The sequence below is a fragment of the Clostridium senegalense genome, assembly GCF_018916625.1.
GTDB classification, from domain to species: domain Bacteria; phylum Bacillota; class Clostridia; order Clostridiales; family Clostridiaceae; genus Clostridium_J; species Clostridium_J senegalense.
In genome coordinates, this window is record NZ_JAHLNC010000007.1 from 153,252 (window position 1) to 168,571 (window position 15,320).

15 protein-coding genes are annotated in these 15,320 nt (G+C 26.5%); 6 read left to right on the top strand and 9 right to left on the bottom strand.

Annotated features, from left to right (window positions below; genetic code table 11):
• The first annotated feature begins 279 nt into the window (after window positions 1-279).
• On the top strand, window positions 280-1,635 hold the full coding sequence (locus tag KQI36_RS12820) for an MATE family efflux transporter (protein ID WP_216451202.1): 1,356 nt from the start codon (window positions 280-282) through the stop codon (window positions 1,633-1,635).
• Between the two features lie 388 nt (window positions 1,636-2,023).
• Here the strand turns inward: KQI36_RS12820 and KQI36_RS12825 are convergent, their stop codons facing one another.
• Both KQI36_RS12825 and KQI36_RS12830 read right to left on the bottom strand, forming a co-directional pair.
• Complete coding sequence (locus KQI36_RS12825) at window positions 2,024-2,545, bottom strand: spore maturation protein (RefSeq protein ID WP_216451203.1); 522 nt, start codon at window positions 2,543-2,545, stop codon at window positions 2,024-2,026.
• Between the two features lie 17 nt (window positions 2,546-2,562).
• Entirely contained in the window at window positions 2,563-3,138 is a 576-nt protein-coding gene (locus KQI36_RS12830; protein WP_199869246.1) for a nucleoside recognition domain-containing protein, read from the bottom strand.
• A gap of 299 nt (window positions 3,139-3,437) precedes the next feature.
• Here KQI36_RS12830 and KQI36_RS12835 point away from each other — a divergent pair, with 299 nt between their 5' ends.
• Window positions 3,438-3,623 (top strand): hypothetical protein, encoded by a 186-nt coding sequence (locus tag KQI36_RS12835; RefSeq protein ID WP_010293925.1) that lies wholly within the window; start codon window positions 3,438-3,440, stop codon window positions 3,621-3,623.
• A gap of 96 nt (window positions 3,624-3,719) precedes the next feature.
• Here KQI36_RS12835 and KQI36_RS12840 read toward each other — a convergent pair whose 3' ends face one another.
• From KQI36_RS12840 to KQI36_RS12855, 4 genes are all read right to left on the bottom strand, one after another.
• Window positions 3,720-4,079 carry a DUF2085 domain-containing protein gene (locus KQI36_RS12840; protein ID WP_216451204.1) on the bottom strand — a complete coding sequence of 120 codons (360 nt, stop codon included), beginning with the start codon at window positions 4,077-4,079 and terminating at the stop codon, window positions 3,720-3,722.
• Between the two features lie 9 nt (window positions 4,080-4,088).
• Window positions 4,089-4,370, bottom strand: a complete 282-nt coding sequence (locus KQI36_RS12845) for a zinc-ribbon domain-containing protein (protein WP_010293927.1) — start codon at window positions 4,368-4,370, stop codon at window positions 4,089-4,091.
• Window positions 4,371-4,522: 152 nt separating this feature from the next.
• On the bottom strand, window positions 4,523-5,260 hold the full coding sequence (gene truA / locus KQI36_RS12850) for a tRNA pseudouridine(38-40) synthase TruA (protein WP_216451205.1): 738 nt from the start codon (window positions 5,258-5,260) through the stop codon (window positions 4,523-4,525).
• Window positions 5,261-5,421: 161 nt separating this feature from the next.
• A complete protein-coding gene (locus KQI36_RS12855; protein ID WP_216451206.1) occupies window positions 5,422-6,546 on the bottom strand; it encodes a deaminase domain-containing protein in 1,125 nt (374 codons plus the stop codon).
• A 524-nt stretch (window positions 6,547-7,070) separates the two neighbouring features.
• Here KQI36_RS12855 and KQI36_RS12860 point away from each other — a divergent pair.
• Together KQI36_RS12860 and KQI36_RS12865 are read left to right on the top strand one after the other, a co-directional pair.
• The gene (locus KQI36_RS12860; RefSeq protein WP_216451207.1) at window positions 7,071-7,679 is read left to right on the top strand and encodes a hypothetical protein; all 609 of its coding nucleotides are present in this window, start codon (window positions 7,071-7,073) and stop codon (window positions 7,677-7,679) included.
• 20 nt (window positions 7,680-7,699) lie between these two features.
• Entirely contained in the window at window positions 7,700-8,779 is a 1,080-nt protein-coding gene (locus KQI36_RS12865; protein WP_342357391.1) for a YfcC family protein, read from the top strand.
• Window positions 8,780-8,918: 139 nt separating this feature from the next.
• On the opposite strand, the gene KQI36_RS12870 is transcribed toward KQI36_RS12865, so the two are convergent.
• The gene (locus KQI36_RS12870) at window positions 8,919-9,788 is read right to left on the bottom strand and encodes a YitT family protein (protein WP_216451209.1); all 870 of its coding nucleotides are present in this window, start codon (window positions 9,786-9,788) and stop codon (window positions 8,919-8,921) included.
• A 474-nt stretch (window positions 9,789-10,262) separates the two neighbouring features.
• Between KQI36_RS12870 and cls the strand changes: the two genes are divergently transcribed.
• Window positions 10,263-11,720 carry a cardiolipin synthase gene (cls, locus tag KQI36_RS12875; protein WP_216451210.1) on the top strand — a complete coding sequence of 486 codons (1,458 nt, stop codon included), beginning with the start codon at window positions 10,263-10,265 and terminating at the stop codon, window positions 11,718-11,720.
• 40 nt (window positions 11,721-11,760) lie between these two features.
• On the opposite strand, the gene KQI36_RS12880 is transcribed toward cls, so the two are convergent.
• A complete protein-coding gene (locus KQI36_RS12880; RefSeq protein WP_216451211.1) occupies window positions 11,761-13,320 on the bottom strand; it encodes a hypothetical protein in 1,560 nt (519 codons plus the stop codon).
• 144 nt (window positions 13,321-13,464) lie between these two features.
• Here KQI36_RS12880 and KQI36_RS12885 point away from each other — a divergent pair, with 144 nt between their 5' ends.
• A complete protein-coding gene (locus tag KQI36_RS12885; RefSeq protein WP_216451212.1) occupies window positions 13,465-14,037 on the top strand; it encodes an anti-sigma factor domain-containing protein in 573 nt (190 codons plus the stop codon).
• A 43-nt stretch (window positions 14,038-14,080) separates the two neighbouring features.
• Here KQI36_RS12885 and KQI36_RS12890 read toward each other — a convergent pair whose 3' ends face one another.
• On the bottom strand, window positions 14,081-15,259 hold the full coding sequence (locus KQI36_RS12890) for an N-acetylglucosaminidase (RefSeq protein ID WP_216451213.1): 1,179 nt from the start codon (window positions 15,257-15,259) through the stop codon (window positions 14,081-14,083).
• Between the last annotated feature and the right edge of the window lie 61 nt (window positions 15,260-15,320).

The following is a 15,320-nucleotide window of genomic DNA, read 5'->3' on the forward strand; positions in this document are numbered from 1 at the left end:
TCCCCCTCCATATTAAATCAACCTAATATTTTAAATAATATCTACCCTTATATAAAAGTATATATTATTTATTTATTCACTTGTTACAAATTTATGAAAGATTTTGTATAATTTGTAAATTTAACATTTTATACTTAGTTTTTTAGTAATTTTTTAAAATTTTATTAAATATTTTAAAATTTTAAAATTAATTATGTTTTTTTATTATTTTGTAAATTTATATCCATTTATTTGATATAATTAGTTAAATTGCTTTTAAAACAGTTAGGGGGTGTTTTTTTGAAAAAAGAGGAAGCTAAAGAAGTTTTGCAAATTGCTGTTCCAGCTGTTGGAGAAATGATATTGTATATGATGACAGGGGTACTAGACACTTTAATGATTGGACGATACGGAGGACAACTTTCTGTAAGTGCTGTAGGTATCTCCTGGGAGATACTTAATGTTTTTGCTAATATATTTGTAATTATGGGAATTTGTGTTGCTATAACTTCTATGGTCTCTAGATTATATGGCGCAAAACAAATGGATACTGCTGAAGAGTATGCCAGTATATGTTCTTTTATAGGAATTATTATAATCTTCTTTTGTATAACAATAATTTTTACATTTGCAGATAAAATTTTAAAATTAGCTGGTTGTACTCCTGAAGTCTTATTAATTTCTAAAAGGTTTATTAGAATTGTTTGTGTGGGAATGTTTTTTAATATGACTACAAGTTTGTTATCTGCAATACAACGTTCTTATGGTAATACTAAAATTCCACTAATAGGTTCTTTAATTTTAATAATTGTAAATTTAACCTTAGACTATTCTTTAATATTTGGTAAATTTGGGTTTCCTGAATTAGGTATTGATGGTGCTGCTATTGCAACAGTTATAGCTCAAATATGCAGTTTTTTATTTGCATTATATTATATATTAACTAAATCTAAAATTAAAATTAAATTACATTATATTAAAGATATAACTTTTAATAAACTTAAGCATATTTTTAAATTATCTATCCCAGCTTCATTACAAGAAGGTGCTTTTAGTATTAGTCGACTTCTTACTACTTTTATGATAATGAGGCTAGGAACACTTTCATTTTCCGCCAATACCATAACTGAAAGTTTAGAGTCTCTTTCTTATATGCCTGGATGGGGTTTTGCTGTTGCTTGTACGTCTATGGTTGGAAATAAATTTGGAGAAAAAGACTATAAAGGTGCTAAAAGATGTGCAAACAACTGTGCAATTCTTGGGCTTATAGTTATGTTATGTGTTGCATCACTTTTTATATTAATACCTGAGTTATTAATAAAACTTTTTATAGGTTCTACAGAAATTGATGTTATTAAACTTGGTACTAAATGCCTAATGATTGCATCACTACAACAACCTACTATGGCATTTTCTATGATTTATGGTGGAGCTTTAAAAGGTATAGGAAATACAACTACACCTTTTAAAATATCGTTATTTACCGGTTGGTGCATAAGACTACCTTTAACATTTTATTTTATATTTATAAAGAAATTATCAGTAACTTATTTTTGGTCTATATGTGTTATTCAATGGTTTGTAGATGCAATTTTAATATACATTGCATACAGAAAAAACTTTAGTACCTTCTGCAAAAAAGAAGGGGTAAGTTAAAAGTTAATTTTTTTAAAAAGGGGTTGTCGCAAAATAATTATACTGTAAAAGACATTTATTAATATTTGTGAATTCAAAAGATGTTAAAAAAATTTTTAAATAAGTTATTTATTAAAAATAGAATTAGAAAATCTTATAAATTTGTGTTTTATTTTCAGAACCTAACCCCAAGGACGGGGTTAGCGATTGCCTAGACAGGACGTCGATTCAACCGTTTAGTTCTGAAAATAAAATAACAAAGTTATTAGAGTTTCTTTTATATTTTTCTGAATAACCCTTTAAATTTTTCTTACCATTAATAATATATTAAGAAAATTACATGTAAAAAAAGAGAGCTATCCATACTCTGACCTTTAGTTATGATATTCTCCCCTTTTTTATTTATATTCTATATTAATATTCTAGCTACATTTACTGCAATAAGTACTGCACACATGTCCACAAGTAAAGCAACCCATAATGTATGTCTTATTTTTTTTATTTGTACTGCTCCAAAATATACTGCTAATGTATAAAATATAGTCTCTGTAGATCCCATTATAATAGATGCACATATACCTATAAAATTATCTGCTCCATGTTGATTTACGATATCAGTAAAAATCCCTATAGCTCCACTTCCTGATAGTGGTTTCATAAGAACTAATGGTACCACTTCTGCCGGCACTCCAACTTTATCTACACCTGGTTTTATAATTGAAATTAAAAAGTCCATTGCACCAGATGCTCTAAACACATTTATGGCAATAAGCATAGCTAATAAATAAGGAAATATTCTAAGACATATGTTTAATCCTTCCTTTGCTCCTTCTATAAAACATTCATAAACTTTAACACCTTTAATCATTCCATAAGTTACTATTAATATTATTATTATAGGAATGATTGCTTTAATAATATAATCAAACATAAAATTTCTCCTTTAAACTAAAAATATTTTTGTAATAGCTTGCAAAGTATAACCCCTATTACAGATGCAGAAAATGTTGTGATTATTGCAGGTATTATTATTGCACCAGGATTCGATGAGCCTGCTGCTGCTCTTATAGATATTACAGTGGTAGGAACTAATTGTATGCATGCAGCATTTAAGATTAAGAATAAAATCATGTCATTACTTGCTGTTCCCTTTTCCTTATTTAACTTGTCCATTTCTTCCATAGCTTTTATTCCAAAAGGAGTTGCTGCATTTCCAAGTCCAAACATATTGGCTGTTATATTCATAACTATTGCACCCATAGCTTTTTCGTCCTTTGACGCTTCTTTAAATATTCTTTTTAATATAGGTGTAAGTATTTTAGCAAGTTTATTTGTAAGACCACTTTTCTCTGCAATTTTCATTATTCCACACCAAAGACACATCATTCCTACAAGCCCTATCACTAAGTCTACTGTGGAACTGGTAGTTGAAATAATTGCTTTTGATATTATTTCTCCATCACCACTTGCCAATCCAAAAATAATTCCTATAGCTAAAATTACAAACCATATTACATTTATCAATATGAAATTCCCCTTTCTTTTCTTGATTTTACATAATAAACTACTAACTTAATTATTTTTAAAGATTATAATTCATATTTTTCGCTAATAATAAAAAAACATAGTAAATATATATGTCTAATTTTTATTTAAATTCATTATTTTATCTTTCTATACAAAAATTTTTAAGTTCTTTTACCTTGAAATTGTATTTTTAAGATGCTAACATTTTATTATAAGAGTAAATGCTATTCTATATTATTGAATAAACCTAAATGGGAGCTTGCTTCCCTATATGACTTTTTTAAAGGAGATTTTTTATGAAAGAAAACAAATTACAATTAGCTCAACAAGATATTGACGAAGCTCTAAATACTATTGAAAAATTAGAAAAAAGTATTAAAACAAGTAATATTTCTCAGGATTTTGTGAAAAAAAACTTTTTAGAATTAAATAAAAAACTTCAAGATATCGAAGTGTTATTAAAAGAAGAAGGTATTTTATAGTTTATTAATGTATTAAGTTATTTATGAATACTATAGGAATAATTTTTAATATATAAAAAAGAGACTAAATTAATTTAGCCTCTTTTTTATATAAATCTAAATTTTATTCAAATAGTTTTGAACCATATTTCCACTTCTCAGCCCTAAAATTATAGCTATATGTATAAATTGTATAGTTGCAATGCCAGCTAATATCCCTGTTAAAAATCTTCTTATATTATTGCTATTCCAATAACCATATAATTGACCTATTCCATCTATTGATATAGGTATCATAAATATAAATAATAAGAAAAAATTTATTTTCTTAGTTAATATGCTATATATTATTCCTATAAAATATCCTACTAATATCCCTGTACATCTAGCACATATAGGGAATTGTTTGTTTTTCAAAAAAAATGATCGCTCCGGCATTCTGTGACAAAAAAACATATATTTTAATATTTTTTCCATAAAATCACTTTAAATAGTAAAACTTAAGATAAAGCAAACTAAATAAATTGTAACCCATACTATAATACCAGCTAACATCCAATTACAAACTAGTTTAGATGATTTAGGCTTATCATCCTTCCACAAAAAATATAAAATTAATCCAACTATAGGAAAACAGCATGATACAATACCCGCTAAATGTGATGGATTATCTACACTCCGCGGTCTACTCGGTGCTACTCTAACACCACAATGAATGCATATTTCAGCATTATTATTAATTTGTTTTCCGCAATTTTTGCAAAACATATTTATCCCCCTTATAAGCCATACATTTTTTTAAAAGTATGCTTTTAAATTAATATTTTGTAAAATTAAGTCAACAAAATTATACTTTTTTTTGCATCTTTAGTCAAATATTTTATATTTTTGTATTTTTATGAAAAACTGTTTTTTATAACCTAATACTCAACATTTCTTAAAAATAATCCTTTTGATTGTGCAATTGGACCTGCATCTTGTCTTTTTTTCATATTTAATATTTTTTCAACATCATTATGTTTTAAATTTCCTTTTCCAACTTCTAGAAGCGTTCCTACAATTATTCTTACCATATGCCATAAGAACCCATCACCATTTATTTCTATTTCTATATAATCATTATCTTTTTTAATATTTATATAGTTAATAGTTTTAACTGTAGATTTCTTTTTTGATTTTAAAGTTGTAAAACTTTGAAAATCATGAGTACCTATTAACATTTCACTAGCCTTTTTCATTGCATCTAAATCTAACTTTTCATCTATATGATAGATATATTTTCTATCAAAAACATTTCTAAATTTACCATTATTTATTTTATAAACATAAGTCTTAGATTTTGCATTGTATCTAGAATGAAATCTTTCACCTACTTCTTTTATATCTTTAACAACTATATCTTCTGGTAAAAATTCATAAAGATAATCACTTATCATTTCTTCACTTAACATACAGTCTGTATAAAAATTAGCTGTATAGTTTTCTGCATGAACACCTGCATCAGTTCTTCCACAACCTACAACCTGAACGTTATGTCCACATAACTTAGTTAACACATTCTCTATCTTACCTTGAATTGTATTCTCATTATCTTGAAGTCTTTGCCATCCTTTATATCTGCTACCATCATATTCTATTGTAATTTTAAAATTTTTCATAATCGTTTCTCCTAACTTTCATATCTTTCTTTTAAGCTAAAAGTAGTATAACACATTTAGTTGTACACATATACACTTTAACTTTTCATCCTAATATGAATTCCTACCCTTAATTAAGAAAAATATTTTTTAATCTTTCATTCACTTAGCTACTAATATGTTTATGATTTTTTACTATATTTTTCACTATATTTTACTTGTACATCTATATAAGGATGCTTTTTCATAAACTGATTAATTACAGAATAACAGCTTGGACATGGTTCCCACTTACTATATAAAGTAAGATTACCTTCATTCTCTAATTTTTTTTCTTCTATTTGTTTATGTATCTCTTCAAGTATCTTTTTTTCACTATCATTAACTCTATCATATCCTATTCCTATTTCACCTAATTTATTAACTTTACTGCTTTTAAAAATTGTTTTTTCTAGTGATGGTGCACTGCAATAATTTGTTATCTCGTTACTTCCACTAATTGCTTTAAATTCTTTGCCGTTATATGTAGCTACTGCTATATTTATAGAATCCTGTAGAGTTTTACTTTGGTTTATTTTAAATGTTGTATTTTCTTTTTCATCAACTTTCATATATTTATTTATATTTTTTATTAATCTTTCCATTCTTGGTATGTTGTTAGTTAAATATTCATGATACTCTACAGTTCCTTTTTTTGCTTTAATATAATCACAATTTATTTTTTCAGGCATTTCTATAGATATTGTTTTAATTTTAGTTTTAGCATTATATTTTTCTTTTACATTTTCTTTTTTAATAAGTATCATTTTTTTTAGTAGTTCAATATCCTTTGCGTATAAATATTCTTTGTCCAATTCTCTTTCTAATTTTTCTAATTTAATTTTTTCTTTTTTACTTATCAATCCAGATATCTTATTTGATGTTCTTTTTATTATATTCATCATATTACCAACATCATCTTGAATACTAGCTTCTCTTTCATATTCAATTCTATCTATGTTTATCTTTTTTATTATACTTATCTTTTTATACAATTTATTATGTTGATTTTCAAATAATATCATTTTGTTTATATAGTCAATTAAATCCTTAATATCATCTACTCTATAGGTAATCTCATCTTCACTAATACCTGTATACAAATTCTCTATTAAACTATTATCAACTTCAAAAATTTTTGCAACTTCTACTTTAAATCTATCTTCATCAAATTCATTTATTTTATATCCTTCTTTTTTTAATGCGTCTTTAAACTCATTTATATTACTAATGTCTATTCGTTGTTTTTTTATCTTCTTTGATATCATATTTCTTGTATTGAATTCACCCCATTATTTTAATTATATGTAAAGTATTTTAATTACTTAATTTAAACTCAAAGAAAAAAGTGCTATATCCAGCAAGATTAGCACTTTCTCTAATACTAATAGTTTATGCTCTATGTAAATCTAATTAAATAGCTCTAATGTTGTAAAGTTTAGCTTTATTTTAAATTACTAAACATATGTTACTTATATCATATCAAATTTTTATAAAAATAAATATCTTTTAATTTTATAGGGTTCCAAGTTAAGTTTTAAATTTTCTATTTCAAAATTTACATACCTAAAAAGATAATACATTCTCACAATTACTTAGAATCCAACACTACATTTTGTATGAAAATATTTTAAATTCCTTTAATGGTTCTTAATTATCATTATAATAAATACAATCCTTTATCCAATTCATAAAATTATAACAATATATAATATTTTCAATAAAGAAATGTTTTTAAAATTTCATGATAATATAATATTATATATTATCAAACAATTTAGAGGTGAGAGTATTGAAAAATATAATTTTAATCACTGGTACAGAAAGTACAAGAATGTTTTTACATAGTCAATTAGAAGAGTATTTTAGTGAGTTTGCCACCATTAAAAGCTATGCTATATATGAAAAGGCTATTAATGAACCTATTTACGGAGATCTTATTGTTTTTTCTAGCAAACCTATATATGATGCTGTAAATATAAACTTAAATAACATTCCATGGATTATAGCTAATAAAACTTTAAACTACTGTAATATTGATAAGCTTCTTTTTTTAAACAAAGAAAGTAAAGTACTTATTGTAAACGATGCAAAAGACTCCAGTTATAACTTAATAGACCATTTTAAAAATTTAGGAATAGATCACATTCAATTTATACCTTACTATCCAGGTATAGGTAAATATGAACCTTGTAATATTGCTGTAACTCCTGGTGAAGTTGATAAAGTTCCTAGTGAAGTTAACACTATAATAGATTTAAAGTGTAGTCTTATTGACATGAGTAGCCTTATTGAAATAATGCGTGGCATTGGATATTATGATGAAAAAGTAAAGGATATTTCATCTCGCTATATTAGAAAAATAATAGAAATAGGTAAAAAATTAGCTGTAAGAAACTAGAATGAAAAGAAAAATGGCTTATACCTCTAATAATGTTCTTCTTTACACTTGGAGGAATAACCTTTGGTATGGATGAAGAAACACTTGCATTCTTTCCAATATTGATTCCAGTATTTATCGCCGCTGGGTATGATGCAATTACAGCTGTTGCTGTTATAAAGTTAGGTTCAGGAATGGCAACTATAGCATCTTTAACTAATCCATTTGCTGTTAGTATCGCCTGCAAATTTGCTGGTATTTCCATGGGAGAAGGAATTGGACTTAGAATAGCTCTTCTTATTATCCTTGTGGGATTAGGTATGTTCTGGACTATGAAATATGCTGAAATGGTAAAAAAAGATCCAACTAAGTCATTGATTTATCATTTATACGATGAGCATAAAGAACATTTCCTTGGTGATGAAAAAGAAAGAGAAATTCCTGAATTAACAGGTACAAGAAAACTTATACTTGCTATATTTGGATTAACATTTTTAATAATGGTAATTGGAATTATTCCATTTAGCGATTTAGGTATTACATTGATTCCAACATTAGGCTGGTGGTTTGGTGAACTTTCAGGACTATTCCTTGTATCTAGTATACTTATTTCTGTAATCGCCAAAAACGGAGAATCAAAATTTGTACATATCTTTATAGACGGTGCACGTGATCTATTAGGGGTTGCTTTGATAATAGGCTTAGCAAGAGGTATTACTGTTGTAATGAATGCAGGACATATTTCTGATACAGTTTTACATTTAGGTGAAGTTTGTCTTCAAGGAAAAGGCTCTGTAGGATTCACTATATTCACTTATTTATTTTATTTACCAATGTCATTTTTAATTCCATCAACTTCTGGTCTTGCAACTGTTACTATGCCAATTATGGCACCTTTAGCAGACTTTTCTGGTGTAGCAAGACATATAGTAATAACTGCTTATCAATCTGCAAATGGAATACTAAGTTTATTTGCACCAACATGTCCAGTTATCATGGCTGCATTAGCTATAGCTAAAGTACCATATGAAAAATGGTTGAAATTTGTATGGAAACTTGTAGCACTAACATTTATTATTACTCTTGGACTTTTAGTATTAGCTATGTTTGTATATAAATAATATTAATAAATCTTGACTTTTTATTTCTTTAGTAAATTTTGTTGTTATATCAATCTCAAAAAAAGATATTGATTCTGATGATTAATCAAATAAAAAAAGCACTTATCTTAAGATAGATTTGTGCTTTTTATTTTAAACTTTATTTTTCAATTTCAAATTTAGGCTGAGTAAAACCTCTACCATATACCTCTTTTATATCTGTAATTGTTAAAAATGCTTTATCATCTATTTCTTTAACAATATTCTGAAGAATTACAAGTTCCTTTTGATCACAAACTACAAATAGTATTTTTTTATCTTCGTTAGTATACATACCTGTACCTTGAAGTCCCGTAACCCCCCTATTCAATGATTTCATTAATGCAATTGAAATTTCTTGTGACTTTTGTGAAATTATATGAACAGTCTTTGAAGCGCTACCACCGCTTACTATTCTATCTACCACCGTAGAAATTATGTACACTGCTATTATTGCATACAATCCTTTTTCTATACCAAAAACCATAATACCACATATGATTATTATTGTATCACAACAAGCCATAATTTTAGCTATTGGGATACCTTTAAAGAAATGATTAATTATAACTGCAGCAAGATCTGATCCCCCTGTACTTGCTGGTATTTTTAATACAATTCCTATTCCAGACCCTAGTAAAACAGATCCAAATATACTTACAAGCATCATATCTAAACCTTCTTGTGGTGGTAAATAGCTTGTATATGTAAGTGCCACAGATAAATAAAGTGCCGCGAATACTGATTTTCCTGCAAATGCTTTCCCCTTAAGCTTTATTGCTAAAATAAATAAAGGTATATTAACTAAAATATTAGTTACCGATATAGGAATATTAGCCACATGTTCTATGACAATGCCCAGGCCTGATAGTCCACCTATAACTAATTGGTTAGGTTTGAAAAATACATTGATTCCAATTGCTGTTAATGTAATTCCTATCATTATTTTTAAGTAATCTTTAATGTCTTGTTTTTCAATAAATTTTAACATACGTTTTCCCTCCATCTAAAACCCCTCATCTGTTATAACATATTCGCTAAGCAATGTAAACATTATCATTTTTAAATATTTAAATTATTTTTTTAAGTCACTATTTTTTTAATAATCTTAAAATTTCTAGTGCATTTCATATTTTTATCACTTTTTTACTACTTTGTCAATAGACAAATATACTTTTTTGAATATACTATAGAGTTCTAATCTAAATTTTAAAGTTATTCATTTATCAAATAATTTATAATTTGTTCAAATTCAATTATATTCAAGCTATAATAGAGTTAAACTATATTATAGTATGATTTATAATCAAGTAATCTTTAATTTACTAGATAATTTAAAAAGTTTTATACCTCTTATATATTTAATTTCATAATTTAACGCTATATATTAATAAATAGTCACTGTTTTTAGATAGAATAACTAATTTTCTACTTTTATATTAATAATATTTAAAGGAGGTTTTTTATGAGCTTTGTTGCTATTTTTAAAAACATAATAACATTCATATATATAATAAATATTTTTTTAGCAATACTTCTTATAATTTTTGAAAAAAGAAACCCGAATAGCACATGGACATGGATAATGATTATGTTCTTTATACCTATTTTAGGTTTTATTCTTTATTTATTTTTAGGTCAAGATTTAAGAAAACAAAAGTTTTTCCACTATAAAAAAGAAGAGGAAGAAGCTTTAATACCAACAATTCAAGCTCAACATACCATACTTAAAAATGACTATTTAGTAAGAAATAATCATTTTTTAAATGAGTATAGAGATTTTATTCAATTAAATCTAACTACTGACAATGCTATATTTACACATAATAATGATGTTGAAATATTAAATAATGGTGAAGAAAAATTTCCCAAATTAATTGCTTCTTTAAAAAATGCTAAAAATTTTATTCACATCCAATATTATATTTTTCGTGATGATGAAATAGGAAATAAAATTGTAAGTATCTTAACAGAAAAAGCTAAACGCGGTGTAGAAGTAAAAGTGCTTTATGACGGAATGGGTTGCATATGGCTCCCTAAAAAATTTTTCACCCCGATAATAGAAGCTGGTGGAGAAGTGGTCTGTTTTTTTCCACCATTTATCCCTTATATAAATTTAAGACTAAATTACAGAAACCATAGAAAAATATGTATTATTGATGGTGTGGAAGGTTTTATAGGTGGATTAAATATTGGTGATGAATATTTAGGAAAAGATGAAAATATAGGTTTTTGGCGTGATATTCACCTTTATATAATAGGTGATGCTGTAGCTACATTAGAAACTAGATTCTTACTTGATTGGAGATTTGCATCTAACAAAGATGATTTTTCTATGAGTAAAAATTATTTTCCTAAGAACCAATATATAGGTAATAAACCTATTCAAATTATATCTAGCGGACCAGATTCTCAATGGGGAGCTATAAGAAACTCATATTTAAAAATGATTAGTAGAGCTGAAAAAAATATATATATAGAAACTCCATATTTAATTCCTGATGACAGTATTCTTACAGCTCTAAAACTAGCTGCTCTTTCCGGGATTGATGTTAAAATTATTATTCCTTGTAAACCAGACCATATGTTTGTTTATTGGGCTACTAAGTCTTATGCTTGGGAGCTTATGGAAGCAGGTGTGCATTGCTACACATATAATAATGGATTTATTCATAGTAAAATTATAGCTATAGATAGTAAGTTATGTACTGTTGGTACTGCAAATTTAGATATGCGTAGTTTCAAACTTAACTTTGAAGTAAATGCTATGATTTATGATGAGGATTCTACTAAAGACTTAGAAAAAATATTTTTAAAAGATATCGAAAATTCTACGTATCTTACTAATAAGCATTATGCTGAACGTCCTTTAATAATAAAAGTTAAGGAAGCAATTTCTAGACTATTAGCACCTATGTTATAAAAAGGCATAAGGTTTTTATAAGCCTTATACCTTTTTTATTTTATGTCATATATGGTACAAAAATTAGCAATGTTATAATTGAATCAATAATTAAAGATAGTGATAATGGTATTAAAGTAAGTATTTCTGTGTCCTTTTTATAAAAGTTATAACCTAATCCATAACTTAAAACACCTATAATTAAGCATAATATAGTTCCAACTATAGTGTTAGATATAAATTGAGGAAGTAACATTTTATAGGATCCATACACTGTTGTTATTATTGCATAGCATTTAGCAATGATTGCAAAGCATGCTAAAATAATAAAACTCTTAGCTCTCTTTTCTTTTGTAAAGCTATAATCAAAAAAGCTAACTATACCACCAATTACAAAAACCGGTATCAACCATTTTATTGCTAATACAAATAAATATGAAAATGAATAAGCTATTCCTTGAACTGTTGCTATTAACGCCTGAGAATATTCTTCTTTTCTTGACTCATTATTAAATTTTTTAAAATCTTCATTAGTAGATGCTATATTTATATTAAATTTTTTATCATTTTTAAAACTTACAAATGATGCAATATCATCATTTATATATGGGTAAATACAAAGTTCTCTAAGTCTAGTTACGTAAGAAAATTCTTTTACTTTTCCGTCATTTATAATATAATCTATTATATTTTCTTGATAATCTTTTTTACCAAATAGTCTAGGAGTAGTAGCTAAAAATCTCGCGCCTTTTTCTGAATAGAAACCTTTATTATAATATATTTCTTCACTGTTATTCACCCTTAATCTAGATATATCAACTTCATCATTATTTAATCCATACTTTATAAGTTTTGAACCTGAAAAAACGCCTTTAGTTTCCTCTTCTAGTAGTATATATCCATATTTATCATCTGCAGAACATGCCATGTTAGAATAAACTACATTTTGCATTTTAGGAAGTTCTTTTATATTTTTTGCTGTATTGAACTGGTTATTTTCAAATAAAATAGCTTTTAAATTAGTTTGTTTTTCTAAAAAAGTTATAAGATATTTATCCTTTAACTTTACAGCGGATAGCATAGATACACCTTTTTCATCTAACGCTTTTATTTCTTCTGTCTTTGTATTTATAACTTCTATTTTATCACTTGTACAAATTAAAATTAAATTATCATCTAGTTGTTTCATTTCTATTACATCTTCAATTTTTTTACTATCTTTTTTATTAAAGTTTTCATCTAAAATTAAAGTTTCCATATATCCTACAGAATTTTTGGTTGATGTAAAACTAAACCAATAGCCATCTTTAGACTTACAAAGTGATGTGCCCATTATAAAATCTTCATCTATATCATAAGCTTTTTCATCAATAATTTTTCCTACATTATCTGTAATGCTAATCTTCAACTTATCCTTATCGTCATATCCCACTATTACTTTTTCTTCATCTTTTAGAATTGGAGCTGGATTTTTTACCACTCCCTCGCCTACAATTACTTCTTTACTCCAAATTTTAGATGGAGGACTCTTATAATATCCTAAACTTGTTATATAATTTAGAATCAAAATTATCCCCGTTAATAATACTAACCCTCCTATATATATTCTCCTTTTTTTCATCTCCCCGCCTCCAAATTTTCAAAATTCTGTATTTTCTAACTTTTATTATACTCTCTGTTTTATATATGTTCAATTATATGATATTATTATAATTAGTTAATTCAAAATTAACATTCTAATTTATAAATTTGAAAGGATTTATCTATGAAAAGAACAGGTAAAATAATTAATATCGAAAAAAATAAAGTATATCTTCTTACTAAAGATAAAGAATTTATAACTGTAAAAAGAAATAACATAAATCCTAAAATGGGCAATATATATACAGGAACTGTAATTCAAAAGAAAACTTTAGTTCAAAAACTTCTTATATCTTTTCTTTTAATAGGTATAATTTCAGCTAGTATTTTAACTTATACTCAATTTGCTACTAAATATGTTGTAATTGCTGATTTTAATTCTAATGTGAGATTTGAAGTTACATCCTCTGGTAAAATATCTAATGTATCTTCTAAAGATGCTGAAGGAATAGAACTAATTAACAATACCAACGTGCTTGGAAATACATTAAATGATGGCCTTATTATACTATTTGATGAAGCTTTAAAAGAAAAAAAGATTTCAATTCCTAATGGGTATTACATTGGAAAAGTCTTAGTATTTGTATCAAATAATAAGACAGAATTACCATTAGACCTTAATACATTTGTAAGTCATGCGGAAAAAAATAATTTTGTAGTAACTATAAATAATAATACCGGTGATTTTGATCAATAAAAAACAGCTTAATATTTATTAAGCTGCTTCTTATTTTCATATATTATTTAACGAATCTAGGAATTTGAAACTTTAACTTAGCGCTTGTACACTGACTTAAAATTCTTTCATATCTAGCGGCCTGTTTATATGCCCATGACACATCTGTAGCATATTGTTTCCATCCACTTGGATATTCTCCTATAGCCCATCTCATTTCATATAATGTATCTTTATCATCCATATCAGTCACTTGTGAACAGTGTATATATCTTTCTCCAATCCATTTAGCACCACCGATTATAGCTTTTTCTGGAGTTGTCCACCCTTGCTCGTATGCAGTTTTTGCTCCTCCATTTATAGGATCGCTATCTACTGCTCCTATACCGTACATATTGTATACTTTAACAGTCTTTCCATCTGGAGTTTTATAATCTACTCCATTAGCCAACTGAGATGTTCCAACCCCTGTTTCTAATGCACAATGTAAATTTAAATATACAGGATTTATATCATATGTTTTTCCTGCTTCTATAAACACTGAACCTTTATCTTTTATAATACCTTTTGTATTTATCTCCCTATCTAAAACTTCTGGTGATATACCGTCTATATATTTTAAACTTAAAAATTGATAAACTTGAGTACTATTTAAAGATAAATTCTCTGAATCAGCAAAAGCCTTAACATTTAATAAACTTCCATCAGATGTAAACGGTGAGTTTCTTAAAAATTTAATTAATTTTCCTGATTGACTTTGTACAAAATCATCTAATGTAAATGGATAATCTATATATTCAACTGTGCTTCCTGCTGGAACACTAATAGTATCTGTGTTTCTTTCAGTAGTAAAATCTATAACATAATTATTTTCAAGTCCGCTTCCAATTGAATTTGTAATTGAACTACTTACTAATAAACTATAAATAGTATTAGGATCATATCCACCTTCTGGAGGATTTACATTTATAACCTTATTGTTAGCATCATAGCTAATAGATATAGGTTGGCTTACGCCACCATTTACTGTTGTAACTTTAATAGAACTTTCTAGCGAATTAACAGCACTATCATTTAGTGTATCATTAAGGCATATACTCCAAACTTTATTTGTTGGAACACTTAATTTATGTTCAAAAACCTTAGGCTCTACTGCTGCATATACCTTTGATGTTGTAATAATCATAGTGGCCATTATTAATAAAAATACGCCTATAATAGAAAACCTCTTTTTTATCTCCATTTTTCCCCCTCTTTTCTTAATATTGCTTGTCCAACTTTAATGAAATATTGTTGTAAATTTA